The organism is Campylobacter sp. RM15925 (genome assembly GCF_012978775.1).
In the GTDB taxonomy this organism is placed as follows: Bacteria; Campylobacterota; Campylobacteria; order Campylobacterales; family Campylobacteraceae; genus Campylobacter_A; species Campylobacter_A canis.
Genome location: NZ_LIWP01000018.1, coordinates 1 through 26,763 on the forward strand (window position 1 = coordinate 1; position 26,763 = coordinate 26,763).

Consider the following 26,763-nt stretch of genomic DNA (forward strand, 5'->3'; position numbering starts at 1 on the left):
AAGCAAATAAATTGCGGTTTAATCGAATTTGCTCTTGTAGATAGAATGAATTTCCGTGCCTTTGCTTGCAAGATAGATAAAAATTAGAGGCGAGATACGCCTCTAACATCTCATACCTAATCTTTTTTGTTTATCTTTTCTTTTGCGGTTTTTATGAAATTTTCGGCACTCTCATAGATCCTGTCGCCGAGTTTTTTGGCTTTGGTTTTTAAATTTTCGCCGATTTCTTCGTATTTTATGCCTTCAAGCTTTTCTGAAGCCTTTTTCTCAAATTCGGCTATCTCTTTTTTAAGCGCCTCAAGCTTTTCATTGACTTCAAGATTTTCCATCAATTTATCGCTTTTTTCGTTGAATTCTTTTTTCAAAGTCTCAAATTTAACGCTTGCGCTTTGTGTAAATTTGTTGATATTTTCATTCATTTTAAGCTCTTCAAGCCTTATTGCAAGCTGGTCGCTGATCTCGTTTTGCATACGCTTAAATTTCGCAAAATAACTATCCAGCGTATTTTCTAAAAGATCGCTGATGATACTTGCGGCAGGGTCGTTTGAGCGCTGCATTAGATTTTTAAGCATGGTTACGAAGTCATCTTCTATCTTAACCAGCTCTTTTGCGCTTTTTATCAAATTTTCGCTATCCGGAGCGAATTTCATCTCCTCTTTAAATTTCTCAATCGCTTTTAAAATCCCGTCTCTTGCACCGGTTACCGAGCCGTTTATAAGCTCTTTGGCGAAGCTGTGATCTTCGTTTGCTATGGTTACGGCGGTTTCTATTACGACTTCTGCGATCTCAAGGAAGCGAATTTTGCTAAATACACCCTCGTTTATCGCGCTATATACGATATTTTTAGCTATTTCTGCGCTCGTATCTCTTACGTCCTCGCCCTTTTCTATGGTAGTCAAAAACGCCGCTTCGGTAGTTTCGCGAAGGATTCCAAGCATCTGCAAATCGCAAAGCATAGCATCGTCAATCGCGTTTAAAATTTGCTCTTTTTCTTCAAATTCGCCATTTTGTATGTGGCTTTCAATGCTTTCAAGAGTGGCTTGTATGGTGCGTTTGATATCATAAATTTGATCGTCAATCTGCTTTTCTATGCGCTCTTTTTCATAAATCAACTTATACAAAAACTGCTCTTTTGACTCGCTTGCCGCACTCGTGATGCCGTCTATAAGATTTGCAACGCTTTTTGAGTTGAGTAAATTTTCCGATCTCAGAATTTCACACATTTGCCCAAAAGTATTTGAGACCTCTTCGTTTAGCTCTTGATCGCTTTTTAGTTCTTTGAATTTTTTCTTACTAAGATCAAATGCAAGCTCACGGATAAGGACTAAAATTTGCGGATTGTCCTTGTTTTCTTGAAGTGTGTGAAGAAAAATTTTATTTTGCATATTTTTCCTTTATAAAACGTATTTGGCGCGATTTTTGATAGCGTTAAATATTTCTAAGCGCTCTTTTTCTGAATTTACGGTTAGCTTTAAGTTGTAGCTGGCGTATTTTTTATCCGAACTGAATTTGGAAAATTTTAGTTCATACTCGCGCCCTCTTACTAGTTCATCTATCGTATTTTGAGCGTTTATACCCGCTTCAAGTATAAATTTATACTCCCATAAAGTTGGATATTTGATATTTGGTTTTTCATTTATTTCGTGAATATTCGCCACTTTTTCCTCCTGTTTTACTTTCAAGCGCTATATCTGTTATTTGCATAGTCTTATCTATGGCTTTTATCATATCGTATATAGTTAAAAGACCCACGCTAACACCTGTAAGCGCCTCCATCTCAACGCCTGTTTTACCTTCTATCTTAACGCTTACGATTAATTTAAAGGCCATCATTTCGGGTAACTCAACGATATCGCAATCAACCGAGCTGATAAGTAGTGGATGACACATCGGGATCAATTCGCTTGTTTTTTTAACACCCATGATCGCCGCAACTACGGCAGTTTGAAGAACGGGGCCTTTTTTGCCTGTATTTTCTTTGATTGCGTTAAAGGCTTCTTGGCTCATTTTTATGATACCGCTTGCTACGGCTATGCGCGTAGTGGGCGATTTTTCGCTTACGTCAACCATTTTCGGGCGATTTTTTTCGTCTAAATGTGTTAGCATGATTATCCTTTTTTAATTTGGATTATATCAAAAGCTATTAAAGGGGAGATAAATATGCACCCTCGTTAAAGGGCGCATATTGAGTTGTTACAAAAAGGAGGTTTTTCTTGTCGGACAATGAAATAATATCTAAGTGTTTTAAATTTTATCCCAACTCAAAGTTAATAGTTTGCCAATTTGCAAATAAAATTCAAAATTACGATTTTTCGCTATTTATAAAAGCGTTTATTCCCTTTTTAAGACGGCTTAAGCCATCTTTTAAGAGCTCTTTGGGGCATGCTATATTCATGCGTAAAAACTGCTTGCCGTTACCTCCAAACGCTCCGCCTTCAGATACCCAAAGCCCAAATTTGCTTCTTAGAAATTTTTGTATTTTACTCGAATCATCACAAATTTGCGAGCAGTCAAGCCAAAGCAAATAAGTAGCCGTCGAATGAACGAGCTTGATGCTTGGAATTTCGCTTTGTAAAAATTCCCGCACTAAAATTTTATTAGTATAGATATACTCTCTAAGCTCATCAAGCCACGCCTCGCTTTCATTATACGCAGCTATCGTCGCTACTGCGCTAAACACGTTATTTTCGGCAATTTTATCGTTATCAAAAGCGCGCTTTATAAGATCTTTTAAATTTTCATTTGGCGTTACGACCATTGCACCCTGAATGCCCGCGATATTAAAGCTCTTGCTGGGCGAGATGCAGGTTATGCAGTTTTGAAAATACTTTTTAATCAAAGCCATGGGAGTGTAGTTAAGCTTAGGATCTACGATATCGCAGTGGATTTCATCAGACACTAACAAAACGTCGTTTTCGTAGCATAGCTTGGCGATCTTTTTAAGCTCTGCTCTGCTCCAAATTTTACCTATAGGATTGTGCGGATTGCAAAGCAACATTATGCGAGTGAGAGGGTCTTTAAGCTTGTTTTCAAGATCTATAAAGTCGATTTCATACTCTTGCGAATTATAGATTAGCTTGTTGTCTGCAATTTGCCTGCCGTTATTTGTGATGATATTAAAAAACGCATGATAAACAGGAGATTGGACTAAGATTTTATCTCCGGGGCAAGAAAATTTACGTATTATGCTCGCAATCGCCGGCACCACTGCGCTACAGGAAATAAGCCACTCAGGCTTAAAATCAACTTTGTGCCTTCTGCCCCACCACGAACAAATCGAACTTTGCCACTCCGTGGGCAGAGTTGAGTATCCAAATATACCGTGATTAAGGCGCTTTTGAAGTGCAGCTAAAATTTTAGGCGCACATTCAAAGTCCATATCCGCTACCCACATCGGCAGCTCATCCTCTTTGCAACGCCATTTTACAGAGTCTAAGCCACGCCTATTTATAACTTTATCAAAATCATATCTCATATTTCGCCTTTATTTTTATTTTGCACTCTTTTTTAGCTCTTTTGTTGGTTGAAATTTTATCGTTTTATACTTAAATTCTTAATCGCGATCTTTCCCGCTTTGATTATTGTGGTTTTTTTATTGACGTATCTTGAAATGCTTTATAAAATTTGATGATAAGCTAATGAAAGAGATGTTTTGTAATATTGCGTAGTTATAAATAGTTAAGGTGGGTTGGAGTAAATAAATTCACTATCAAATAAATTTTATAATTATTTAATAAAGCAAAAGTTTTAAATCATGGCTTTGTTGAATTTAAGTTTTCGTTTGGCTTTCTAACTAAAGAAATCTATTTTTAATCTACATCTGTAGAGATATGAAATTTTACAAACAGCTTTTATAAGTTGATTTTTTATGAGAAATTTAAAAGATAATTGGAGCTAAATAATGGCCGGGAGAGAGGGATTCGAACCCCCGGAGGCTTTCACACCTCAACGGTTTTCAAGACCGCCGCTTTCGACCACTCAGCCATCTCCCGAGATCATAATTTGGCTAATTTTAGCCAAATTTATTCAGTTTTTTCTTTAACGTAGGTAGCCCCGTCGTTAACTTTGTCTTTAGACCATTCAACTGCTTTGTTGGTATCTTGCTTGACACCTCGCCAGGTATTTGAACAGCCAGCCATCAAAAGGACCGCAGATAAAAGTACTAAAACATAACGCATCTTTTTCTCCTTATGTCGTTTTGGAGGCGACACCCGGATTCGAACCGGGGGTAAAAGCTTTGCAGGCTTCTGCCTTACCACTTGGCCATGTCGCCTTTTAGCTTAATTTATGGTGCCCGAAACCGGACTTGAACCGGTACGGTAAAATTACCGAGGGATTTTAAGTCCCTTGCGTCTACCATTCCGCCACCCGGGCATAAATTCCCAAAAAACTGATGGAGCGGGAAACGAGATTCGAACTCGCGACCCCAACCTTGGCAAGGTTGTGCTCTACCCCTGAGCTATTCCCGCATTTTGAAAGTGTAATTTTATCCCAACTATGCTTAAAAAAATATTTTATTTTTGATAAAATTAAATTTTTTGTAAGTGAAATATGTATATAATCACCAAATACTTTTTGGGGTTATAGCTCAGCTGGGAGAGCGCTTGAATGGCATTCAAGAGGTCGGCGGTTCGATCCCGCTTAACTCCACCATTTATCATTTTTACTCGTTATCATAAAGCTTCAAAAAGCCCCTAAAATACGGGATTTTGAGATAGTTTAAGCAATCATACGTTATCATTCAATTTCACTCAATTTCAATGTTTTGAATATGTAAATGAATATGTAAAAACTTTTTAAATTTTGACATATTCAAAAAGCTTTTTAAAATATGCTCTTTTTTGACATATTCAAGAGCTTGCAGAATATGTGTTTTTTAACATACTCAAAAATCATATTTAAGGACATACTCAAGCAAAATAACCATAAAATGGTATGTTTGATTAAAATGCGTATCATAAAAAGAAGCCTGGTTTAAGTGGCAAAGATACCTAAATCGAGTGGCAGATAAAGGAAAAAGGCTTTAAATATGGCTACTTTTATTAAAGAACTGGAGTTAAAAAAATATAATCTCTTTAAAGGTAAAAGTAGAGAGTGGTTAAAAGACATCGCAACCGAATTTTTATACGTGTATATAACCGATACTAAAAAAGGGCTGTCTAAGACCTTTTATTATCGCTATGCAGATAAAGGCGACCCAAAACGCAAGATAAATCAAATAGTTATCGGTAAATATCCAAGTATAAGCCTAGTCGAAGCAAGGACCAAAGCGAACGAGCTAACCACTATGAGAGAGCGAGGCGAGGATATAAACCCTGAAAAAAATCAAGCTATCACGTTTAAAGACCTAGCCGAACAATGGATAAAAAAAGAGCAAAGCAAGGAGCTGACAAGCTTTGATAAACAGATAGGGCGCATTAATAATCATCTCTATCCGCTATTAAAGGATAAGAATATCAAGACACTCACACGGCTAGACCTATCAAATGCGATAGAAAAGATACAAGACAAAGAAGCTAAAAGGGGCTTAAGCCACGATACGTCAAAGCGAGCTTTTTACCTTATGCGTAAAATTATGGATTATGCAGTGAGTAAAGGCTACATAGATAATAACCCCGCAAGAAATATCATATTTGCCGATACTTTTAAACTATCAAAGACAAATAATTTTAAAGCCATTACAGATACGGACAAGCTAAAAGAGCTTTTGAGGGCTTTTGATGATTATCAAGGCTCAAATAGCACAAAGCAGGCTTTAATATTCGGTATTCATACATTTTTACGCAGTGCAAACGTTAGAAGGCTTAAGTGGCAATATGTGGATTTTGATAAAGACCTCATCATATTCCCCGCTAAAGAGATGAAGTTAAGAAATGAATTTATTATGCCGATAAGTAAGCAAGTAAAAAAGATTTTGCATACTCAAAAAGAGCTTTTGGGCTTAAAGAGCGAGTATGTTTTTCCGAGTGATGTAACAAACACCAAGCCTTTAAGCGAAAACACGCTCAATTATGCAATTAAACGTTTAGGTTTTGGTGATGATATGGTATTTCACGGCTTACGAACGACAGCTAGCACGCTATTAAATGAAAATATCAAGGCTCACGGGCTAGACAGCGAAGTAATAGAGCTATGTTTAGACCATAGAGAGCGCAACACGGTTAAGGCAATTTACGACAGAAGCCAACGACTAGAGGACAGGGCTAGACTTATGCAATGGTGGAGTAATTATTTAGATGAACTAAAGGAGTAGAGATGGAAATTGATAAATTTGACAAAGAAGTTGTAAAAGAAGTAGAGCGACAAAAAAATAGTGTTGCAAATTTTTACAAACAACACTATGAGCCATATATTAATCAAAGAGTAAAAGCCTTGATAAATGGAACACTTATGTATTTGAATAATAATTTAAATACTCTTAATCTGAGAGGTGATAGTCAATCGGAAAAAGCATTATTGGATTTGAAAAAACAATTAGCGACTATGTTTTTAACCAAAGTAAAAGAAACAAGCGATAACGAAGATAAACACTCTCAGTACTCATTGACTGAATTAGAAGATGGAATTATTCGGTTTTTATTAAGCGAAAATGTGTTTGTATGTAAAAATAGTGAAAGTAATTTTAGATTTAATTTAAGTTCAGAAATTGATTCTCTAAAATTTATTGATTTGAATATTGACAAACATTCTTATTACAATATCTTGAAATTAATAAAAACATATGTTCAAGGATTACAGGCTTTAAATATTAAATTAAAACGTAGAAAGATGGATATTGATAAAAATATAAAACTTATTGATTGTGCGATAGAGGCTTTGACTGATATTGCGGATATTGTTTCAGATAATGATGCAGTAGATACTTTTAGAATAAATCTTATTGATGAATTAGAAGAAAAAAAGACAAAATTTAAAAATGAAAAACCGAAACTAACTGATATTAATAAAAACTTTAACAATGATATGTTTGAAGTTCTCAGACCTATTGTAAAATTAAGTCAGACAGATTTATTAAAAAGAATTCAAGATTTGAGAATATTAATCAGAAAATCTTTAAAACATTAACCCGCAGAACAATAAATAGTAAAACTTACATCAAATTCAATGTAAGTTTTACATTTTTGTACATCAAATTTATGCATAAAATTTATTTCCAACATCGATTTTAACGTTATTTTATCACTAGATTAAAAAAATTTTTTCTGCCATAATTTCAACAGCATTCGAAAAGTATTTTATGCTTGCGGATGACTTTAATAAAAGGAGCATATTAACATGCGACAAACAAAATTTAGTTTTGATAAGCCTAATTTAACTCCAAAAGAGCTGATGGCTTATCTAAACATATCAGAGAGCACATTATGGCGCTTTCAAAAAAACCCCGAGTTTCCGAAGCCTAGACGGCTAACGGCTAGAACACTACTTTTTTTAAAAAACGAAGTAGATGAATACTTACAAAGCAAAGGAGTAAACAATGAAATATTATGATAAGTATAAAATATTGCAAGCCTTAGAATCCGCTGAGATGTTTAGCGGAGCGATATTTTGTCCAGAAACAGCCACTATTGATTATGGTGTATCTTTTGTCGAACAAGGTTTTAGAATGGGTCGCGACTATGACGTAAATTACCTGATTGTAATTGATAGTAATGGAGCTAGACCTTATAAACCAAATTCTTATTTCACAAAGAAAGGAATCAAGCGTCTTTTAAAATGCAGTCCTTTGGCGCGTGCTAGAATTGATGAACTATGGGACTACTGGATAAAAGACAATGACCTCATATGCCAAGATGAACTTAGAATTCATCAAAAAAAGGATAACCATGAGTTTGCATAAAATAAAACTTCTAAAACTTATGAAAGAGCAAGGGGAGATAACGGCAGGGCAAGTTTATGGCATAAGCAATGCTAATCAATATTTAGTGGAGCTTTATCATGCTGGAATAGTTGATTTTAGATGGGTTAAGAAAAATCATAGTCGGTTTAAGATGTGGCGGATAATAGACTATGTTAAAGCTGATAGGGTATTGGGATTAAGGTGTCGAGGCGTATAAATACACCTCAACAAAGTTCTAAAATAAGGGTGGTCAAGCACGAATCAGCCACCCTTAAAGATTTTCAACAATGGCAATTTTAACAGAGATAAACCAAAATCTAACTGAACATAATAGACTAAATGACTCATTGATAGAAGTTGATACAATAAGGGTTACATTTCATAAAAATACCAAAATAAAAACAGCCACAAAATTAGAATTATTGAATGAAATAGTAAGTTTGCATGGCTGCAAATGGCAAAAAATAAGTAAAGATGAAAACCTATACAAGCTTATACATAATAAATATCGTTTCAATGAGAAATTACAACTCACAAATATTTATATGCTAGATGGCTTTAATATTTTTTATGCAAATACTACTGCAAACGATAGACATAAAGCTCAATTAGAAATTTTCGGACTAAAGCAGTATCATAAAGACCAACCGCCATTTGAGTTAATTAATGAGATTTTGAGTGTAGTAAATAACGTAACGAGTATTGATTTGTGTTTTGATTATGCTTTATTTAATCTAAAAAATTTAAATGGTATTTACAAGCTAAAGCCTTATCGTAACACTTTTTACATAAATGAAACAGGACTTTCTAGCTTATCAAAAATTTGTATTTATGATAAAGCGATTAAAAACAATTTGCCAAATCCTCTTTACAGAATAGAAGCAACAGCTCAAATAAGAGATTTGAATATCAGAAATAGAGCTATTAATCCGTTATCAAAAAAAGAACGATTTAGCCTGCAGTTCAATCAGGCTTTAAATGATTTTCAAGACATTATTAGACTCATTAAATAATTTAATTTATGTGCGGTTAAATTGCTTTCGAATTAGACAAAATTGTTATTTAAGAATTAAAAAATTTGCGATACGTCAATTAATATCACTAGTTTTCATTTGTAAATATTAATTAATACAAAAACTAAACCGTAAAATATGAAGCAAAGCACGTTAAACAAGAGCATAAAAGAGAATTAAAAAATAATTGTTTTTACTATTTTAAGTTTTGCTTCTCTAGTGTATTATTGGTTATTTGATAGCTAGTTTCAAAATATCTTTTAAAACTTTAAATTTTAGATTAGGCATATTGGAGTTTTAAAAAATATACGAAAATAGTTTTTAGGTTCTTTCTAGTATCTTATTGACTGTAGGGGTCTGCTGGGCTGCATTTTTTTAAACACTGTCAGTAATTTTATATGATTCTCATCTTTAATAGTAGTCTTTACTCTAATGAGTAAAGGTATCAAAATAAGTGAAGCTATGTTACAATACTAAAACAAAGAAGCTATGCACATTTAAATAGTCAGAATACAAAAATAAAAAGGGGCTAGTATGCAAAGTGTAATATTTAGGGCAGATGAAAGCCTTATCAAACAAATAATAGCAGTAAGTAAGGCATTAGCAAGCACAACAAATCAGAGCCTAGAAACTTTAAGCATAGAGCAATTAAAGGCTGAAGCGGAACACGCTGAACGCATAGCAAACTATCAAGCCGATTTAGAAGCTATCAGACGAGGCGAGCTTGAAACTTATCCATTTAATGATTTAAAAAAAGAGATGGAGCAATGGTAATAAGGCAAACCAAGCGTTTTAGGACGGAGCTAAAAGCCGTATTTGATTTTATTAGCAAAGATAGCAGAGTGAGAGCTAAAGAGTTTAAAGACCAGTTGGTTACTAAAATAGAGCAAATACCAGACCAGCCCTTTAAATGCAGACAGTCATTAAAATTTAATGATGAAAGCGTAAGAGATTTAATCTTTAAAAGCTATGTTATTCCATATGCAGTAGAAAGTGAAGCGATTTATTTATTGGGCATCTACAAGGCTAATAAATGGGAAGCGAAATGATAGACATTAAAGAGCAAAATTTTATTATTTATTCAACAAGCGACAATAAAATCAATATTCAAATATTAGCCGACAGAGAAAACGAGACAATATGGCTAAATCAAAAACAGATAGCCGAAATCTTTGAGACTAGCAAGCAGAATGTATCATATCACATAAAGAATATTTTAGACGAAAGAGAGCTAGACGAAAGCACCGTCAAAGAAATTTTGACAGTGCGACCCGATGGGACTAAACTTGGTGTTAAGCATTACAATCTTGATATGATTATAGCGGTTGGCTATCGTATAAACAGTGTAAAAGCAACACATTTTAGACAATGGGCTACCAGCACATTAAAAGAATACATCATTAAAGGCTTTGTGCTTGATGATGAGAGACTAAAACAAGGCAATAACGTATTTAATAAAGACTACTTCAAAGAATTATTAGAACGCATACGAGCCATAAGGGCTAGTGAAAAGTTATTTTATGAAAAAGTCAGGGATTTATTTGCGCTAAGCGTGGATTATGATAAGACATCGCAGACGGCTAAAAACTTTTTCGCCAATATCCAAAATAAATTAGAATACGCAATAACTAAAAAAACATCAGCGGAGATTATCAAAGAGAGAGCAGACCACACAAAGCCCAACATGGGCTTGATGACTTGGAGTGGAAGCAGTAGAGGCAAAGACCTTATCAAGCAAGACGTATACATAGCAAAGAACTATTTAGACGAATCCGAGATTAGTAAGCTTAATAGGCTAACCAATATGCTACTTGACTATGTAGAAACTCAAGCGGAGCAAGGCATAGCAATCCAAATGAAAGATTGGGATACTAAAATAGATGGCTTTTTGACTTTTAATGGGTATGAGATATTAAAAGGTTTTGGTAAAATAAGCAAAGAAAGTGCAAACACTAAAGCCGATGATGAATATTTAAAATTCCAAGAGCTAAAACAGAATGAGGATTTTAAACAAGACATTAAAAAGATAATAAATAATCATGAAACTAAAAATTGATGAGGTTTCACATATTTTAACCTTAATTAAGTTTCGAGCTAAAAAAGTTGTAAAACATATCAAACCTTAAACCAAAACACCTACTTTAAGTTTGCGAAACTTAAAAACAGATATTTAACTAAAATAAGATAGCGTATTTTAGGGCATTACAAATACTATGTATTGAAAACTAAACTTTTCATAACTCATTTTTTTTCATTGATTTTCTTAAAAAAATAATTAATATTTTTCTAGATTTACGTCTTATTTATTGAGTATGTTATCGAATATGTAATAGTATTTAATGCTTTAGAATAACGATAAATAAGTTATTTAAATAGCATATTATGGTATCTCTTAACTCCACCATTTAAACTTTCTTTAAGTTTTAATCCCTTCTTTTTAATTCTGTTAAATGCCTTACTTAAAGGCTTTACAGCATTTTTGATTTCCAATTAGTTACTTTGATTGCCATTTGTGCTCTAATTGTTTCTGATTAATTCAGGGACTAATTAAGAGACTTTTTTAATTCTGGGGCTTTTGTAAAAACATAGGAAAACATGGAAACGAAAGGAATTAAATGGTAAACATCTCTAAAGCAAATCTTCAAGATAAAGATATTAGAAAACTGCAACTTCCAAAATCCAAAAAGAAAATAGCGGTAAGAAATCTCAAAGAGTTATATCTATGGCTTAATCCAAGTGGCAAGAAAACATTCTTTATAAGAACAAAGGATGATAAGTCGCTTACAATAGGTAAGTTTGGAGAAGGCATTTATAGTGTAATCGAAGCAAGGATAGACGCCGTAAAATTACTAAAAGAGCTTGAAGGTGGTAAGGATATAGATACCATTAAAGACAAGAATGATAAGTATAAATTTAAAAGTCTTATTATTCATATTTGACCACAATATATTATGTTTGATAATCTCTTTAAGATCTCGATAAATATTTTAATATCTTCGGCTATAACGTAAATTCCTAATTATCTTCGTTATGCAACTCTTTTGATCTGCATAATAAAGCTTAAATATTCTACCTACTATAGCATCAATAGTATAAGTTTAGTACTTGTTTACTTTTTGTGCTATAATCAACTTTACTTTTACTACCGCTAAGCTTAACTAGTCTTTTTATCTCTTAAATAAAGTAGCCTTTTAACTATTTGTTATATATCACTAGCGATATATAATTGATAGGAAAGTTATAGTATGTTTTAGGAGTTTGCAAGAAAAATTTAAAAAAATGAAATTGACATATTTAAATCATGGCAGACAGGATGGGATTTGAACCCACGAAGGCTATTAACCTTACACGCGTTCCAGGCGTGCTCCTTCAACCACTCGGACACCTGTCTATTTGAAAATGTGATTTTAGCAGAAAATTTATAAATTTAAAATGTCTTTAATGAAATATCTATATTTTGCTCAAATTGTGTGGCTAATATAGACTTAAAATTTTTAGAAACCAAGAGGCGAATTTTGACTTTTTGTTTTATATCAAAGTGTGGTCTTGTAAATTTATCTATATATAAGCAACGGTGTAATATAATTCGCAATTCTTCTATGTGTCAAGGTAGCTCAGCTGGTTAGAGCGCTGGTCTCATAAGCCGGAGGTCGAGAGTTCAAGTCTCTCTCTTGACACCAATGAATTCTGCATAATGAAATCTTTAAAATTTATTCTAGAATATAAAATATTACTTTAAAAGAATATCTTATTAGGGTTGTAAAAAATTATGAAGTTCTATGAAAAGAATATTTTTAATATTTAAATTTTAAAAATATAAGCTGCATAGCGTTTTAAATATTTAAAATTTATCGTTTGTGACTTGTTTTATCCTGATAAGCCACTTAATTTAAATTTGCAACGAGTTAATTTTCATCTAAATAGATAGAAATTATCAAAAATTTACTATCTTTTTGTTACGAATTTACACATTTATATGAAGCGAATTTATAATCTTGATAACCTAGCTTGAATTTGGTTTTATAGTTTTAAATATTAGAAATTTGCTTTAAAATGGGGGTGTTAAAAAAGTATAAGCGTATATATTTGAAGATAATATTTAATTTTACATTTAAAATTTAAGTTAAAATTTATAATATTTTTTAAATGGCTATTAAGCTTATATCAACTATTATGAAAAAAGCTTGATTTTAAGTCAAGTTGATAATTAAATTTAAAGGAGCTTATCGGTATGAAAAAAGCATTTTTACTTTCGGCGATTTTAAGCGGCTGTTTATTTGCTCAAACGGCCTATGTTAAAAACAGCGAAGAGATCGCCAAAGACGGCAAGCATATAGGCTTTGCTAGGATATTAACGCCTGTTGAGATTATAAAGGCAAACGGCGATAAGACCGAGGTTTCAGTAACCGGTTTTGTTCAAGAGGGCTATCAGGAAAAGCTTGTTAAAAGCCCGGCGCTTGGCGAAGAATTCGTAGTGTTTGAGACATATGTGGGAAATGCAAGCTATGAAGGCGGCAGCAACCCTTATGTCAAAATTTTAGAAAAGACAGAGGATGACTACGGCGAAGTTTGGCTTAAGGCTGAGTTTAAATTTGAGATCTCAAGCGAAAATTTAACCACCGATCCTGAGCCGCTTTACAACAATGCCAAAAATTTATTTGAGCAAAGTTGCTCTGCGTGCCATATCTTGCACGAACCAAATTCTTATACTGTCAATCAATGGCCATCTCAAATAGAAAGTATGATAAGCTCAGGCTTTGTCGGTCTTGAAGATGCCGATAAGAGTGCGATTATAAAATATTTGCAGCACAATGCAAAAGATGTTCAATAACGGTCAAATTTTAAATTTAGATAATTAAACAACCACAAATTTCTTAAAAGGGAGAAAATATGAAGAGAAGAAGTTTTTTAAAACTGAGCGCTTTAGCCGGCGTAAGCCTTCAGGCAAATAGCATGGCAAATGCCTCAAAAACGCTTTTTGATCAAAGAAAAGTGTTTTGCGCAAATAGATTCGGACCATTTTACGCAAACGTAGTAAGCGGTAAAATAACAAGTATAGAGCCATTTGAGGGAGATAGATTTCCAACTACTTTAAATAACGCGATCCCTGATGCCATCCAAAACGAAAGCCGCGTGCTTTACCCTTGTGTAAGAAAGAGCTATCTTGAGAAAAAGGGTCCAAACAAGCCTGAACTTAGAGGCGAAGAGGAATTTGTAAGAGTTGACTGGGATACGGCTCTTGATCTTGCCGCAAAAGCTTTAAAAGAAAATTTCGATAAATACGGTCCTGAGAGTATTTACGGCGAGTGCTACTGGTGGGGCGGTAGCGGTAAGGTAAGCTGGGGTAGAGCGACAGCTAGAAGGATGCTAACTATCCTTGGCGGATTTGTTTCAGAAGACGGCAACTACTCTTACGGTGCAGGCCACGTCGTAATGCCTCACGTTATCGGCACCATCGAGCCAAACGAAGCTCCAACTCGCTGGGAAGCCATACTAAAATCAGCCAAAACTCTAGTATTTTGGGGAACCGACCCACTTGTTACAAACGAGATAGGCGTTGGTGTTCCGACACACGAGACATACCGCTACTATACAGCCCTAAAAGAGGCAAACGCAAGCGGCGCTAAGAAAATTTACGCCGTAGATACATACAAAAACAACACGATCAGATATCTAAATTCAGACTTCATCGGCGTAGTTCCTGGAACTGATACTGCGATGATGATAGGTATGTGCCACTATCTATACGCAAACAATCTTTATGACGCGGAATTTATCAAAAAATACACAGTCGGCTTTAATAAATTTAAAGATTACTTCATGGGAACAACCGACGGCGTAGTAAAAGATCTTGCTTGGGCAAGCAAAATTTCACGCGTTCCTGTTAAAAAGCTAGAAGAGCTTTGCGTATCTTTAGCTAAAAACGAATCAATCATCCTAAGCGGTTTTGCTATCCAGAGACAAGATCACGGTGAGCAATCATACTGGGCGCTTATCACTCTAGCTTCAATGCTTGGACATATCGGAAAAGAGGGTTGCGGATTTATGGCATGCGACCAAGGACACAAGACAAGTGATGAGACTTACATAGCTCCTGTTCTTAAGGGTCTAAGCTCATTCCCAAGCGAAAAATACACAAAAGCCGATAGTCCATGGGTAAAAAATAAAAACTACATCATGCCAAACAGCCGTATGACAGACGCTCTTTTAAATCCAGGTATGGAGATGGAGAGAAACGGAACAAAATGGAAACTTCCTCACATGAGAGTTGCATTTAGCGCGAGTGGATCGATCTTTACAAGACATCAGGAAATCAACCGCATGGTTGAAGCGTGGAAGAAATTTGACACCGTTATCACCGCAGAGCCTTACTGGACGGGTGGGGCTAAGATGTCAGATATTGTTTTCCCGGTGGCGATCGAGCCTGAGAGAAACGATATAGACCAAAGCAACGGCACGGGCGAGTATCTATTTGCTATCAAAAAAGCTGTTGAACCTGCCGGCGAATCAAGAACAGACTTTGAAATTTGTAAAGGAATTTGCAAACGCTGGGGCATGGAAGAGGTCTTTACCGAGGGCAAAACCGAGATGGAATGGGTAAAAGAAATTTATGCCGATGCGATGAGTCAAGCAAAAGGTCTAGGATATGACAAGATGCCTAGCTTTGATGAGTTCTGGGAGAAGGGCTACGTCAAATTTGACAAAAAAGACGACGAGAAAAAATACTTCACCAGATTTGCAAACTTTAGAGAAAATCCAAACAAATTTAGACTCGGAACTCCGTCAGGCAAGATCGAAATTTACTCACCTGTTATCGCAAAAATGGGATATGATGACTGCATGGGACACCCTGCTTGGTTTGAGCCGTTTGAGTGGTTAGGAAACGAAAAGCTAGCTAAAAAATATCCTTTAGCGCTTAACACCCCACACTCACGCTTCCGCCTTCACTCGCAGCTAAACAACTCGGTTGTTAGACACTATACATCCGTAAACGGCAGAGAGCCGATGTATATAAGTAAAAGTGCAGCTGAAAAAAGAGGCATTAAAGACGGCGATATCGTAATAGTATTTAATGATCGCGGCGAAATTCTAGCAGGTGCAATCGTAAGTGATATAGCGCAAGACGATGTTATCATTATTTGCGAAGGTGCTTGGTACGATCCTGAGGTTTGGGGCAAGAAGAGCCTTTGCCAACACGGTTGCGTAAACGTACTTACAAAAGATAAAGGCACAAGCAAGCTTGCTCAAAGCAACGTCGCTCATACGAACCTAGTTCAAGTTGAGAAGTACAAAGGCGCGATCAGGCCTATTAGAGCATTCTCTAAACCAAAAATTCTAAACGCTTAGTTTATCTAGCGGGGAGGCGACTCCTCGCTTTTATCTTTAATATATACATTTGTATCTTTTTTGTAAAGAATAGATTTTTAATTAAGTAAAATTAATATGTATGAGATTTATAAACTGGTTTTTATCATGATTAATAAATATAAGTTATAAATATCTTGGGTGTTTTGATACTAAGCAGTACTAAATATAGTTTATGTTATATATTAATCATAAATATCAATAAAAAATATCGATTAAAATATAATATTTTTATCATTTTTAATTTTTAAAATATCGATTTTAACGTATTTTGATACAAATATTACAAAATAATAAGAAATATTAATTTAAATTTGAGTTTTAAAAAAGTATAATTCTAAAATTTTTAACTAAAATTCACAAGGAAGGAGTATGTTGAATTTTATCACTAAAAATTTTTCAAAGCCCCAAGGGGTGTTTGGAGTAGTGCTTTTAAGCCTTATGAATAGGGTGCATAAGAAATCCGAAGCATGGGCGCTATCAAAGATTCAGATTAAAGAGGATATGTGCATTCTTGACGTTGGATGTGGTGGGGGATCTAATGTGTGCAAGATTGCGGCTAAGCTAAAAGACGGTTGCATTTTTGGAGTGGATTACTCTAAGGATTGTGTTTTATGCAGCAAAAAGCTCAATCAAAAAGCTATCGACGAAGGCAAGGTGAGAATCATAGAGGCTTGTGTGTCAAATTTGCCTTTTGAAGACGAGAAATTTGATCTTGTAACCGCTTTTGAAACCATATATTTCTGGCCTGATTTAAAGCAAGACTTTAAGGAGGTAAGAAGGGTTTTAAAAACCGGTGGAGTATTTTGCATATTTACTAAACCTGGCTTTAAAAAGTCCGAGTGCAAATGGAAGAAAGCCATATCAATTAAGCATGTTTATCTATTTGATGAGGTGCTGGATATGTTAAGAGAGGTTAAATTTAGCAGCTATGAGCATATTTTACACGAAAACGGCAAATGGAATTTGTATATAGGCGTTAAGTAGTTTTCTTGCTAACCGCAGCTGAATTTGTAAGCAAATCGTGCAAATTTAGCCTATCTTTGCGGAAAAAGCATAAGCAAATTCCAATCAAACTAAAACCCGCTAAAACAAAGCATACATAGCGAAGAAATGCGTGAAATAATCCTAACTTTTGCCCGTTTTTCAAATTCACAAGGTATATGTCTTGGCTTTTATAGCCCGGAGTTTGCGCTTTGATGCTTTGAAAAAGGCAGATGATAACTCCAAATAAAAAATTCGTGATAAATATCGCTAGCTGGTTGTTTTGAAACTCGTTTTTGCCGTCTAAAACAGCGTAAGTCGTGATATAAAGAATTGGCATAAGTATGAAAAAAACATCGGTTATAAAGGCCTTTATCCGCGAAGGCACACTTGCGATGGTTGCTTTTTGCTTTGCCAAATTTACTCCTGTTTTGATATTAAATTTGCTCTGTTAAGAGCAGGATAAATTTAAATTATCCCTGCTTAAATCCGCTAAAATTTGTTAATTTCCTCTGCTGCCTGGCTTTATGGCTATGCTGCCATCCTTGCATAGTGGGCAGTTTTGCGGTTCGTAAATTTCAAATTCAAAATTTCCAAGCGCAAAGATAGGTAGATCGCTTGGCAGCTTGCAGCTTGGTTTGCGCTCGTTTTTTAAATTTGTTAGCGGACAAAAGCCTCTGTTTGCAAGTGCAGCAAAGGCAACCACCTCTCCGCCAAGATCCCTGATAATATTTGCCGCCTCAAGCGCAGAACCGCCTGTGGTGATGATATCTTCGCAGATAACGAATTTCTCGCCCTCATGCACTTCAAAGCCTCGGCGCAGAGTCATGACGCGCTCAACTCTTTCTGTAAATATAAACCTCTTTTTTGCCGCGCGAGCAAGCTCATATCCTGCTAAAATTCCCCCTATTGCAGGCGAGCACACGGTGTCAAATTTAACTCCCGCTTCAGATATCACGCGAGCCAGTTCATCGGCTAATTTGCCTGCTATCATTGGATTTTCAAGTACTTTTGCGCTTTGTAGATAAAACTGCGAGTGGTTACCGCTAGTTAGTAGAAAATGCCCCTTAAGATAAGCGCCTGCATCTTTGTAAATTTGCTCTAAATTCATACTTTAGCCTTTTAAATTTTTAAGTTTATCTTAGCACGCAAGCGCTTAAGCTACTCTTTTTCTAAAAAGAAAGCAGGCGTTGCTCTAAGTAGGCTGTAGCCTTGACTTGGACTCACTTTAAGCTCAAGCCAGTCTATCACAAGCACTCCTTTCTCTGTGTATATCACAAGCATATCGTCTGCAAGCTGATTTAGAATTTCGTAAGAATAAATAGTGTAAAAATCAAGCCCTCGCTTCTCAAATACGCGCTTAATATGATCGTTCATGTTGATTGATATGATTTTTTGATCATCTTTAAAAATTTCTATGAAGCCTTGCTCTTGCAATGCCTCTCTTTCGTAGTTTAAGCTATCTACTATCAAGTTTTTGTATCCCGATAGTGCAATCTGAGTGCTACTTAGCTTTAAGCTTCTATACTCGGTTGCCTCTTTGGCGGACCTTGGCAAGTAGCCATAATGCGTTAGTTCGTCAAGTAAATTTTCATTGTTTGGCAAAGAGTAGTTGTTGTCTAGGTTTTTGATCGCATACGCCATATCGGTTAGTTTGATCTTGTCATTTGAGCTTAAATTTGAGATGTCTATCTTTTTTATTTCACCGTTTTGGTCTGTTAAATTTAGCTCGTTTAGATAAGCGTGTAGCCTTGAAATTTGCGAATTGAGCGAAATTCCTCTGGCGTCTATAACAAAAAATGTTATTAAGATTAGACTCACGCTTATAACGGCACAAATTCTATAAGAAAATAGCCTTTTAACCATCATTAGTATGTAGGTTATCGTTGCTAGGGTAGCTGCTGAGATGAGATAAATTCTGCTTGGAGTTAGACCATATGTATCCGTTCGCTCTAAAATTCCAACCCATAAAAGTATGAGAGTGGCTGAGCCTAAATAGGCAAAAAAATTATAAAAATTTGAGATTTTACTTGTTTTAAGAGTGCTACTTGAACCCAAATTTACCACACTATCTAAGGCTGTTAGGATAAATCCCGCAAGTAGATAAATAAGCACGATAATCGCAACTCCACCCTTTGGTAGGCCGCTTATAAGGATAATATTTGCGATATAAATATAAAGTATCGCCGTGTAGATGATAAGAGTGGGTGTTAGGATGAAATTTAAAATGTTTTTTAAAAGTTGGTTTGAATCCCTAAAATAAAATTTATCCTCAAAAAGCAGAAATAAAAACGGCACGAGCGCGATAAAATTTGCCACGTGAAAGTTGACCAAAAAATTTACTCTATACAAATCGGTATCAAAAAAGTAGTCAAATGCGGCAATTATCAAGCTTATAATGATGGCTAGTAGCGCAAATATACCAAACGCCAAGGCTAAATTTAAAATTTTGCTTATCACATTTTTGATAAATCCTTCGTCGTCTTTTGCAAATTTATCAGCCAAAAGCGCAATCGCCGCTATAGTATAAACAGCCCAAAATTTTTCATTATGGAAGTAAAAATCACTTTTATACTCTAGAGCATAAACAAGAAAAGAGCCGATTATCGGCACTAAAATAGAGCATGTATAAGCAAATTTATTGTGCCTGCTTAGATAGATGACGACTAGATAAAGTGGCGAAAATAGCCAGTATTCAAAGTTTGCTTCTAAAAATTTATACGGCAAAAACAAAGCAGCGAGCGCAAACGCAAAGGCTGTTAAAATTTCGATCTTGTGAGATGAGATAGTAGGTTTGATTTGTTGCAAGACAGGTAAAAGCGCACTCATCGCTCTCCTTTGTAAATTTCGGCTAAATTTGCAAGCTAGAGATTACGGCTTGTTTAGAGCTACAAGCCGTAAATTTGGGCTTAAACTTTTAGTAGTTCAGCCTCTTTTTCTTTTACTAAAGTATCAATTTTAGTAGTGTATGAATCGGTAATTTTTTGCACTTCGTCTTGAGCTTTCTTACTCTCGTCCTCGGTGATTGATTTGTCTTTTTCAAGTTTTTTTACATCATCGTTAGCGTCTTTTCTTATGTTTCTAACGCTTACTTTCGCCTTTTCGCCCATGGCTTTTGCGTGTTTTGCATTTTCTTGGCGTTGTTCAACCGTCATAGGAGGGAAAAATAGCTTCACGCTCTCGCCGTCGTTGTTTGGCGTTACGCCTATATTTGCCGCAGAGATCGCTGCCGTGATAGTTTTTAGCATTGATTTTTCCCACGGAGTTATGCTGATAGTGCTTGCGTCGCTTGTTAGTACGGTTGCAACTTGATTTAGCGGAGTTTGACTTCCGTAATAATCAACAAAGATGTTATCAACTATGCTTATGTTTACTTTGCCCGTGCGAAGGGTTGAAAAGTCGCGCTTAAGACCGTCTATGCATCTGTCGCAAGACTCTTTTTGTTTGTTATAAATTTCATTCAGCATTTATGTCCTTTACTAGAATTTTTGTTGTCGTTTTGCCGTTTACTTTTAGGCTCATTCTTACTTTGTATCTGTCGATAGGCTCTTTAAATTTGATCCTCATTTGACCGTTTTCAAGCTTTACTTTTTTAGTCCCTTTGCTTGTTGCGGAAAAATATCCAAATGACGCGTTTTCGTCGGTTTTAATTACAACCTCGTCTATTTTATTGTTTTTCGGATAGTCTTTTGGCATTACCCATTCGGCTTTTAAAAATTTGATCGCAAGAGCAGCTTTTAGATCGGTTCCGTCCATAAGCGGAGTTCTATCAAGCTCAAGCAGGTCGCTACCTTTGCCGACTGCGCTTGAATTTTGAGCTAGTAAAACCTCAAGCCCGTATTCTACGGACATATTTCTTATTTTATCGTTGTATTCTCCGTATGGATAAGCAAAATACTTTGGCTTATAGCCCATGTGCTTTTCAAAAATTCTAATACCGTCTTCGAAATCATATCTTAACCTATCGTTACTAAGCCCCACCATGTGAAGGTGCCCATATGAGTGATAGCCGATTTCACCGTATTTCGCCGCCTCTTTGATCTGCTCAAAGGTCATGAAATCGCCGTATTTTTTGGCACTTGCCTCAACATAAACCATCAAAGCAAATGGATATCCGTACTCGATAAATATCGGAAGCCCGTTTTCATAAAAGCTCTTGTATCCGTCATCTACCGTTAAAACTACCCATTTATCCGGAATTTCTTCGCTTTTTTTTAGCGCTTCTACTAGTTTTGAAAGAGGTACGACCTCATATCCGTTATTTTTGAAAAACTCAAACTGCTCTCTTAAATTTTCATTAGAGATATTGGTGCTTGGGTGTCTTGGATCGTTAAATCTATGATAGTTAAATATATGTGCGTCAGCCCAAAGAGAAACGCTTGCAAGCAAAAACGCCAAGCAAAATTTCAAACAGATATTTTTAGCCACTTTTTTCTCGCAAATTTATTTAGCCGGCGCTATAGGTGCAGCAGGAGCACTTGGTGCGACAGGCGCGGCTGGAGTTGCGCTAGGAGCCGGAACTGTGATGTTTTTCGTATCTACGCTATCAATTAGCGATTTTTTTGTTTGAGTGTTGTAAGTGTAACCTAAGGCAAGTGTGTTTAAGATGAAAATAACGCCAACTACAAAGGTAAATTTAGCCAAAAATCCCGCAGGCCCTTTTGCGCCAAATAAGCTTTCGTTACTTCCGCTGTATGCGCCAAGTCCGATTGAAGAGCTCTTTTGAAGCAAGACGGCTACGGTTAAAATTGCCGCTAAAACGAATTGTAAAACCAAAAAGAATGAACTCACAAAAAATCCTTTAAATTTGAAAATAATTAGTAGCGATTATACTAAAAAAGTTTTAAAAATTCTCTAAATTTCTTTTTCGATTTCGTAAAGGTCGTATCTGATGGATTTGAAAATTTCCGAATTTGTAGCATCGATAAGCTTAAAGCATTCTTCTAAAACCCTTGCACTCTCTTGTGCGCGTTTTAAATTTGCTATTTGTAGATCCGCTAAATTTACTCTATCAAATTCGCTTTTTACGCTTGGTTTTAATACATCGTTTTTAGCGTCACGGAATTTGATAAATTCGGTTGAATCGATTTTGGCTTTGTGTCTGAGTGTTTTGATTTTAGAAGAGAGGACAAAGTCGTCAAAGACATATCTTCTGATGTCTTCAACGACTCTTAAGCCCTCTTTGAGTCTATTTAAATTTGCGTCAATTACTCTGTAAATACGCTCATTTAAATCGCCGCTCATTTTATTCTCTATTTAGGATTCCTAAAATTTGAAGCAGTGAAGTAAATAGATTTACAAAGTCAAGATATAGTGCAACCGCTCCTTCTATCGGAGTTTCGTAGTTGCCGCGAATGATATTTTGCGTATCGTAAAGGATATACGCACTAAATAAAATCGCACTTACGCTTGAGATAACAAGCTGGAAAATCGGGCTTTTGAAAAATAGATTCATAATAGCCGCTACTATCACTACGATAAGCGTGATGAAGAGCATTTTGCCCATAGCTGTAAAATCTCTTTTTGTATTCATCGCAAATACGCTTAATGCACCGAATGCAACAGTCGTAAGCGTAAATGCTTGAGCCACTATGCTAGCGCCGCCCGGCATCGCTAAAACCGAAGCTAGAAGCGGAGTAAGCGTAAGACCGCTAACAAACGTAAATGCAAAAAGCAATACTAAATTTAACCCCGCTTTGCGTTTAGCCGCCATAAGACCGAATAAAAGTCCAAGTTCAACTACGACAAGACCGATGAATAGAGGTAAATTTCCTATAAACATATGCGCTATGCCAAGACCGACATATGCTCCAACGCTTGCTGCCAGAAGTGAAGCGGCAAACAACTGGTAAGTCTGCTTGATAAACGTGCTAAGCGAGCTTTGAGAATACTCTCTCGCCAACTCTTGTTCGTGTGAGTTTGCATAATTTCTATTGTATAAACTCATCAATTCTCCTTATGTAATTTTTTATAAATTTATCCAAAAAATAGTAAATAAAGTATAAAAGATTTTTTAAAACCACCAAAAAATGTTATTTCACAAGCCGTTAACCAACCTTGAGAGCGTTTTTGATATAATTTAAAAAAATAAAATTTCGGAGTAGCGATGGAGGCACTTTTAGACGGCGCTGTTAAATTCATGGAAGAGGGCTTTTTAGAGCACAAAGAGCTGTTTGAAAGTCTTGGACAAAAGCAAATTCCACATACTCTTTTTGTAGGCTGTATCGACTCGCGAGTGGTGCCAAATTTGATCACAAATACAATGCCCGGCGATCTTGTCGTGGTACGAAATATCGCAAATATAATTCCTCCTTACAGAACCAGTCAGGAGTATCTGGCTACGACTTCGGCTATCGAGTATGCCTTGCAAACGCTAAATGTCGAAAACGTCATTATCTGCGGACACAGCAACTGCGGAGGATGCGCGGCGCTTTATCTTGACGAGAGTAAATTTAAAAATACGCCAAACGTGAAAAGATGGCTAAATTTGCTTGATCCGATTAAAAAGAGAGTTGAAGGGTTTTTGCCTGATCCTAAAGATAGCGCAAGAAGAGAGTGGCTAACAGAGAGATTAAACGTCATAAATTCTTATGAAAATTTGCTTACTTATCCTGATGTAAAAGTAAAATTTAGAGACGGAAGTCTTAAAATTTATGTGTGGCACTATATCATAGAAACGGGCGAAATTTATAACTATAACGTAGTTTCAAAGAGTTTTAGATTGCTTGGAGTTGATAGATGAAAAAGATGATTTTGGCTATTTTTAGTTTTATTATCCTGCCTTTAAATTTGATCGCAGTAGAGCTTGATGATGTCGATATAGTCGTTATCGTAAGGCAGATTGACAAGATAAATAATCAAATAGCCTTAGTGAAGGCTCAAGCAACCGATAAAAACGAAACCGCCGATGCAAATAGCCTTTTTAAAGGAATTTTAATAAAGAAAAATCAGCTTTTGGATCAAATTCCGTCCCTTTTAATGCAGGCTAAAGTAGGCAAAGATGAGATAGATAAATTCAAACAAGAAAAATCAAATCTTGAAAGCAGGGTAAAAAGACTAAAAAATAGTAGTAATAAACGTATGTATATCCAAAACGCCATTGAGCTTCAAAAGATGAATATAGATGAGATTTTTTATAGCTCGGTGCTTGGACTAGAAAAGCTTTTTAACGAAAGAGCCAAACCTGCGAAAATAAAAACTTTCATAGAAGAGACGCTGCTAAATCTTCAAACCACATCCTACGCAAACACAAAGGAGATAAGAGAGGGGATAGATCCTGCCTTAACAGAGGAATTTATAGGTGCTTTTGAGGGGCTAGAGCTTCATAGAAAAACTTTTGAGGAAATTTTAGTCTATCTTAAAGATAATGCCGATTTGATGAGCTCAAATTACGTTTTTTCAGAGCTAAATTTGCGAGTCGCCATTGATTTTGTAAATGAGAAAATTCCTTTTAAAATAGACGGTGTAAATTTCGGCAAAATAATCATAATATTATTTGTATTTATATTTTTTATCTCTTTTACTAGGATACTATCAAAGATTACATATCTTTTTATGATCAAAATGTATCCTAAGGGAAATCAAGAGGAAGAGACCAAAGATAGGGTTATCAACATCATAAAGCGACCGATGCTTTTCATGCTTACTATGCATGCGATTGAAATTTGCTTGGCGATATTTTATTATCCTGCGCCGGTTCCGCTTAAATTTGCAAATTATTCATCCATAGTCTTTATCTTTTCGACAGCTTGGCTTATACTTGGCATGCTTAACGGCTATGGCATAGTCTTTATCAGCGAGATAACCAAAAAAAGCGGACGCAAAGAGGTTATAAATCTGATTCTTAAGATAATTTATTTTATCATCGTCGTAATAGCGCTTTTGGCTATACTAAGCCGCCTTGGCTTTAACGTAAGTGCGATCATAGCATCTCTTGGTATCGGCGGTCTTGCGGTCGCTTTAGCAGCTAAAGATATACTTGCGAATTTCTTTGCTTCGGTCATGCTTTTGTTTGACAATTCTTTTTCGCAAGGAGACTGGATAGTGTGCGGAGATATCGAAGGAACGGTGGTTGAGATAGGACTTAGAAAAACGACAGTTAGGACATTTGATAATGCGCTTATCTTTGTGCCGAATTTAAAGCTTGCTAGCGATCCGATTAGAAACTGGAGCAGGCGTCGTTTGGGTAGGCGAATCAGAATGAATGTGGGACTTGAATACGGCGCTACTTCCGCTCAGGTGAAAAAATGTGCAGACGATATAAGAAATATGCTTTTAAACCATCCGGCTATAGCAAAACCTGAAGATCTTGCGTCAAAAAGCACGCATTTTTCATCAAGATTTAGGCAAAATATAGTTTCGGTAGATGACCTTGCAGGATATAAGACAAATTTATTTGTAGTGGTCGATGAATTTGCCGATAGTAGTATAAATATTATGATATATTGCTTTTCAAAAAGCATTATTTGGGGTGAATTTTTGGCGGTTAAGCAAGATGTGATGCTAAAAATCATGGATATAGTCGAGGCGAACGGACTTAGCTTTGCATTCCCTAGCCAAAGCGTATATCTTGAAAATTTAAAAGACATAGATAAAACATTAAAGGAGTTATCATGATGGGCGATGAATTTGAATACGAAGATGAAGAGATAGAGGATTATGCCGAATACGACGACGAGAGCGATGCTAACGGCTATAATTACAACTACGACGAAAACGACTATAGCTATGAGGACGAAGATGAAGAAGATAGCTACGAGATGTAGCTTGAGGTTTGTCTTTGCCTAATTTAACCGCTTTAAATTTTATCGTTTAAAAGGCTAAATTTATGCTTGCAGTAGAGTTTAAATTTACGCCTTTTTCTTTAATATTGATAGCTTTAAAATTTCTTTCAAGACTTTGAACCATTTAGTATCTGCACTAATATAAACTTGCCAAAAATTTTTTGTTTTAATATATAAAAAGATAAAAAAGAGGAGGATAGGTCGGATATATTTTCCGACCTAGTAAATTTTAATTTCCATACATCAAATTCGGAAGCCAGAGTGAAATTTCCGGGATGTATGTGATGAGTATAAGCCCTATAAATAGTGTCAGCGTCCAAGGCAAGCAAGCCATGATGACATCTTTTAGATTCATGCCCGTTAGTCCGCTTGCAACGAAGAGATTGAGCCCGACAGGCGGCGTTATCATGCCTATCTCCATGTTTACGATTAGCACGATACCAAAGTGGATCGGATCTATACCAAGTTGAAGCGCTATAGGAAGCAGTAACGGAACCATGATCATAACCACGCTCGAAGGCTCCATAAACTGACCCATGATGAAAAGGATAATGTTTACGAAGATTAAAAATCCAATTTTGCCGATATTTGCACCAAGTATAGCGTCTGCTATGGCTTGTGGAATTTGCTCGCTTGTAAGCAAGTAGGCAAACACAACCGCGTTTGTGATGATGAAAAATATCATCGCCGTAGTCATCGCAGAGTCAAGGCAGATACTCCAAAGATCTTTTATCTTAATATCCCTATAAACAAAAAGGGATATAAACAGCGCATATACCGC

Annotated in this window: 30 protein-coding genes and 7 tRNA genes; 18 read left to right on the forward strand and 19 right to left on the reverse strand. The window is 35.8% G+C overall.

Going from position 1 to position 26,763, the window contains the following annotated elements:
- Positions 1-116: 116 nt before the first annotated feature.
- From CDOM15925_RS09085 to CDOM15925_RS09125, 9 genes are all read right to left on the reverse strand, one after another.
- Entirely contained in the window at positions 117-1,385 is a 1,269-nt protein-coding gene (locus CDOM15925_RS09085) for a hypothetical protein (protein WP_169943099.1), read from the reverse strand.
- A gap of 9 nt (positions 1,386-1,394) precedes the next feature.
- Complete coding sequence (locus tag CDOM15925_RS09090) at positions 1,395-1,658, reverse strand: HP0495 family protein (RefSeq protein WP_169943100.1); 264 nt, start codon at positions 1,656-1,658, stop codon at positions 1,395-1,397.
- Positions 1,633-2,109 (reverse strand): cyclic pyranopterin monophosphate synthase MoaC, encoded by a 477-nt coding sequence (gene moaC, locus CDOM15925_RS09095; RefSeq protein ID WP_169943124.1) that lies wholly within the window; start codon positions 2,107-2,109, stop codon positions 1,633-1,635. Before moaC ends, CDOM15925_RS09090 begins: the two co-directional genes overlap by 26 nt.
- Positions 2,110-2,302: 193 nt before the next feature.
- Complete coding sequence (locus CDOM15925_RS09100; RefSeq protein WP_169943101.1) at positions 2,303-3,475, reverse strand: MalY/PatB family protein; 1,173 nt, start codon at positions 3,473-3,475, stop codon at positions 2,303-2,305.
- Between the two features lie 427 nt (positions 3,476-3,902).
- Positions 3,903-3,992: transfer RNA gene (locus CDOM15925_RS09105), tRNA-Ser, on the reverse strand.
- 30 nt (positions 3,993-4,022) lie between these two features.
- Entirely contained in the window at positions 4,023-4,178 is a 156-nt protein-coding gene (locus CDOM15925_RS09110; RefSeq protein ID WP_169943102.1) for a hypothetical protein, read from the reverse strand.
- A 21-nt stretch (positions 4,179-4,199) separates the two neighbouring features.
- Positions 4,200-4,273, reverse strand: a tRNA-Cys gene (locus tag CDOM15925_RS09115).
- A 15-nt stretch (positions 4,274-4,288) separates the two neighbouring features.
- A tRNA-Leu gene (locus tag CDOM15925_RS09120) sits at positions 4,289-4,374 on the reverse strand.
- A 20-nt stretch (positions 4,375-4,394) separates the two neighbouring features.
- A tRNA-Gly gene (locus CDOM15925_RS09125) sits at positions 4,395-4,469 on the reverse strand.
- 108 nt (positions 4,470-4,577) lie between these two features.
- Here CDOM15925_RS09125 and CDOM15925_RS09130 point away from each other — a divergent pair.
- The 11 genes from CDOM15925_RS09130 (at position 4,578) to CDOM15925_RS09180 (ending at position 11,789) form a co-directional block, all read left to right on the forward strand.
- Positions 4,578-4,653: transfer RNA gene (locus CDOM15925_RS09130), tRNA-Ala, on the forward strand.
- A gap of 376 nt (positions 4,654-5,029) precedes the next feature.
- Positions 5,030-6,253, forward strand: coding sequence for a tyrosine-type recombinase/integrase (locus CDOM15925_RS09135; protein ID WP_169943103.1), 1,224 nt, complete (start codon positions 5,030-5,032; stop codon positions 6,251-6,253).
- 2 nt (positions 6,254-6,255) lie between these two features.
- Complete coding sequence (locus CDOM15925_RS09140) at positions 6,256-7,065, forward strand: hypothetical protein (protein WP_169943104.1); 810 nt, start codon at positions 6,256-6,258, stop codon at positions 7,063-7,065.
- A gap of 210 nt (positions 7,066-7,275) precedes the next feature.
- Complete coding sequence (locus tag CDOM15925_RS09145) at positions 7,276-7,488, forward strand: helix-turn-helix transcriptional regulator (protein ID WP_169943105.1); 213 nt, start codon at positions 7,276-7,278, stop codon at positions 7,486-7,488.
- Positions 7,475-7,837, forward strand: coding sequence for a hypothetical protein (locus CDOM15925_RS09150; RefSeq protein WP_169943106.1), 363 nt, complete (start codon positions 7,475-7,477; stop codon positions 7,835-7,837). Before CDOM15925_RS09145 ends, CDOM15925_RS09150 begins: the two co-directional genes overlap by 14 nt.
- Complete coding sequence (locus CDOM15925_RS09155; RefSeq protein ID WP_249934729.1) at positions 7,824-8,054, forward strand: hypothetical protein; 231 nt, start codon at positions 7,824-7,826, stop codon at positions 8,052-8,054. Before CDOM15925_RS09150 ends, CDOM15925_RS09155 begins: the two co-directional genes overlap by 14 nt.
- A 70-nt stretch (positions 8,055-8,124) precedes the next feature.
- A complete protein-coding gene (locus CDOM15925_RS09160; protein WP_169943107.1) occupies positions 8,125-8,850 on the forward strand; it encodes an aspartate carbamoyltransferase in 726 nt (241 codons plus the stop codon).
- Positions 8,851-9,384: 534 nt separating this feature from the next.
- A complete protein-coding gene (locus tag CDOM15925_RS09165; protein WP_169943108.1) occupies positions 9,385-9,624 on the forward strand; it encodes a hypothetical protein in 240 nt (79 codons plus the stop codon).
- Positions 9,618-9,899, forward strand: a complete 282-nt coding sequence (locus CDOM15925_RS09170) for a type II toxin-antitoxin system RelE/ParE family toxin (RefSeq protein ID WP_169943109.1) — start codon at positions 9,618-9,620, stop codon at positions 9,897-9,899. The genes CDOM15925_RS09165 and CDOM15925_RS09170 overlap by 7 nt, the downstream gene beginning before the upstream one ends.
- Positions 9,884-10,906, forward strand: a complete 1,023-nt coding sequence (locus CDOM15925_RS09175) for a virulence RhuM family protein (protein WP_249934730.1) — start codon at positions 9,884-9,886, stop codon at positions 10,904-10,906. Before CDOM15925_RS09170 ends, CDOM15925_RS09175 begins: the two co-directional genes overlap by 16 nt.
- A gap of 559 nt (positions 10,907-11,465) precedes the next feature.
- Positions 11,466-11,789, forward strand: coding sequence for an Arm DNA-binding domain-containing protein (locus tag CDOM15925_RS09180; protein ID WP_169943110.1), 324 nt, complete (start codon positions 11,466-11,468; stop codon positions 11,787-11,789).
- 363 nt (positions 11,790-12,152) lie between these two features.
- On the opposite strand, the gene CDOM15925_RS09185 is transcribed toward CDOM15925_RS09180, so the two are convergent.
- A tRNA-Ser gene (locus CDOM15925_RS09185) sits at positions 12,153-12,241 on the reverse strand.
- A 212-nt stretch (positions 12,242-12,453) separates the two neighbouring features.
- On the opposite strand from CDOM15925_RS09185, the gene CDOM15925_RS09190 reads away from it, so the two are divergent.
- The 4 genes from CDOM15925_RS09190 to CDOM15925_RS09205 all read left to right on the forward strand — a co-directional run bounded on the left by CDOM15925_RS09190 (position 12,454) and on the right by CDOM15925_RS09205 (position 17,202).
- A tRNA-Met gene (locus CDOM15925_RS09190) sits at positions 12,454-12,530 on the forward strand.
- 551 nt (positions 12,531-13,081) lie between these two features.
- Positions 13,082-13,681, forward strand: coding sequence for a hypothetical protein (locus CDOM15925_RS09195; protein ID WP_169943111.1), 600 nt, complete (start codon positions 13,082-13,084; stop codon positions 13,679-13,681).
- 59 nt (positions 13,682-13,740) lie between these two features.
- Positions 13,741-16,197 carry a molybdopterin-dependent oxidoreductase gene (locus CDOM15925_RS09200; protein ID WP_169943112.1) on the forward strand — a complete coding sequence of 819 codons (2,457 nt, stop codon included), beginning with the start codon at positions 13,741-13,743 and terminating at the stop codon, positions 16,195-16,197.
- Between the two features lie 390 nt (positions 16,198-16,587).
- Positions 16,588-17,202, forward strand: a complete 615-nt coding sequence (locus CDOM15925_RS09205; protein ID WP_169943113.1) for a class I SAM-dependent methyltransferase — start codon at positions 16,588-16,590, stop codon at positions 17,200-17,202.
- Here the strand turns inward: CDOM15925_RS09205 and CDOM15925_RS09210 are convergent.
- From CDOM15925_RS09210 to CDOM15925_RS09245, 8 genes are all read right to left on the reverse strand, one after another.
- Complete coding sequence (locus tag CDOM15925_RS09210; RefSeq protein WP_169943114.1) at positions 17,195-17,617, reverse strand: RDD family protein; 423 nt, start codon at positions 17,615-17,617, stop codon at positions 17,195-17,197. The two genes, CDOM15925_RS09205 and CDOM15925_RS09210, sit on opposite strands and share 8 nt — an antisense overlap.
- 84 nt (positions 17,618-17,701) lie before the next feature.
- A complete protein-coding gene (pyrE, locus tag CDOM15925_RS09215) occupies positions 17,702-18,310 on the reverse strand; it encodes an orotate phosphoribosyltransferase (protein ID WP_169943115.1) in 609 nt (202 codons plus the stop codon).
- Between the two features lie 50 nt (positions 18,311-18,360).
- Entirely contained in the window at positions 18,361-20,028 is a 1,668-nt protein-coding gene (locus CDOM15925_RS09220; protein ID WP_169943116.1) for a DUF4153 domain-containing protein, read from the reverse strand.
- A gap of 80 nt (positions 20,029-20,108) precedes the next feature.
- Positions 20,109-20,666, reverse strand: coding sequence for a ribosome recycling factor (frr, locus tag CDOM15925_RS09225; protein WP_169943117.1), 558 nt, complete (start codon positions 20,664-20,666; stop codon positions 20,109-20,111).
- Complete coding sequence (locus CDOM15925_RS09230; protein WP_349644346.1) at positions 20,656-21,627, reverse strand: polysaccharide deacetylase family protein; 972 nt, start codon at positions 21,625-21,627, stop codon at positions 20,656-20,658. The genes frr and CDOM15925_RS09230 overlap by 11 nt, the downstream gene beginning before the upstream one ends.
- Positions 21,628-21,642: 15 nt before the next feature.
- Positions 21,643-21,990, reverse strand: coding sequence for a preprotein translocase subunit SecG (gene secG / locus CDOM15925_RS09235; RefSeq protein ID WP_169943118.1), 348 nt, complete (start codon positions 21,988-21,990; stop codon positions 21,643-21,645).
- A gap of 63 nt (positions 21,991-22,053) precedes the next feature.
- Positions 22,054-22,443, reverse strand: coding sequence for a thiamine-phosphate pyrophosphorylase (locus CDOM15925_RS09240; RefSeq protein ID WP_169943119.1), 390 nt, complete (start codon positions 22,441-22,443; stop codon positions 22,054-22,056).
- 1 nt (position 22,444) lies between these two features.
- Positions 22,445-23,146, reverse strand: a complete 702-nt coding sequence (locus CDOM15925_RS09245) for a Bax inhibitor-1/YccA family protein (RefSeq protein WP_169943120.1) — start codon at positions 23,144-23,146, stop codon at positions 22,445-22,447.
- A 159-nt stretch (positions 23,147-23,305) separates the two neighbouring features.
- Here CDOM15925_RS09245 and CDOM15925_RS09250 point away from each other — a divergent pair, with 159 nt between their 5' ends.
- The 3 genes from CDOM15925_RS09250 to CDOM15925_RS09260 are packed head-to-tail and all read left to right on the forward strand — an operon-like array spanning position 23,306 to position 25,964.
- A complete protein-coding gene (locus CDOM15925_RS09250) occupies positions 23,306-23,941 on the forward strand; it encodes a carbonic anhydrase (protein WP_169943121.1) in 636 nt (211 codons plus the stop codon).
- Complete coding sequence (locus CDOM15925_RS09255; protein ID WP_169943122.1) at positions 23,938-25,815, forward strand: mechanosensitive ion channel family protein; 1,878 nt, start codon at positions 23,938-23,940, stop codon at positions 25,813-25,815. Before CDOM15925_RS09250 ends, CDOM15925_RS09255 begins: the two co-directional genes overlap by 4 nt.
- On the forward strand, positions 25,812-25,964 hold the full coding sequence (locus CDOM15925_RS09260) for a hypothetical protein (protein WP_169943098.1): 153 nt from the start codon (positions 25,812-25,814) through the stop codon (positions 25,962-25,964). The genes CDOM15925_RS09255 and CDOM15925_RS09260 overlap by 4 nt, the downstream gene beginning before the upstream one ends.
- A 247-nt stretch (positions 25,965-26,211) precedes the next feature.
- On the opposite strand, the gene CDOM15925_RS09265 is transcribed toward CDOM15925_RS09260, so the two are convergent.
- Positions 26,212-26,763: TRAP transporter large permease subunit (locus tag CDOM15925_RS09265; protein WP_169943123.1), on the reverse strand; the 552-nt coding region annotated here is incomplete at its 5' end.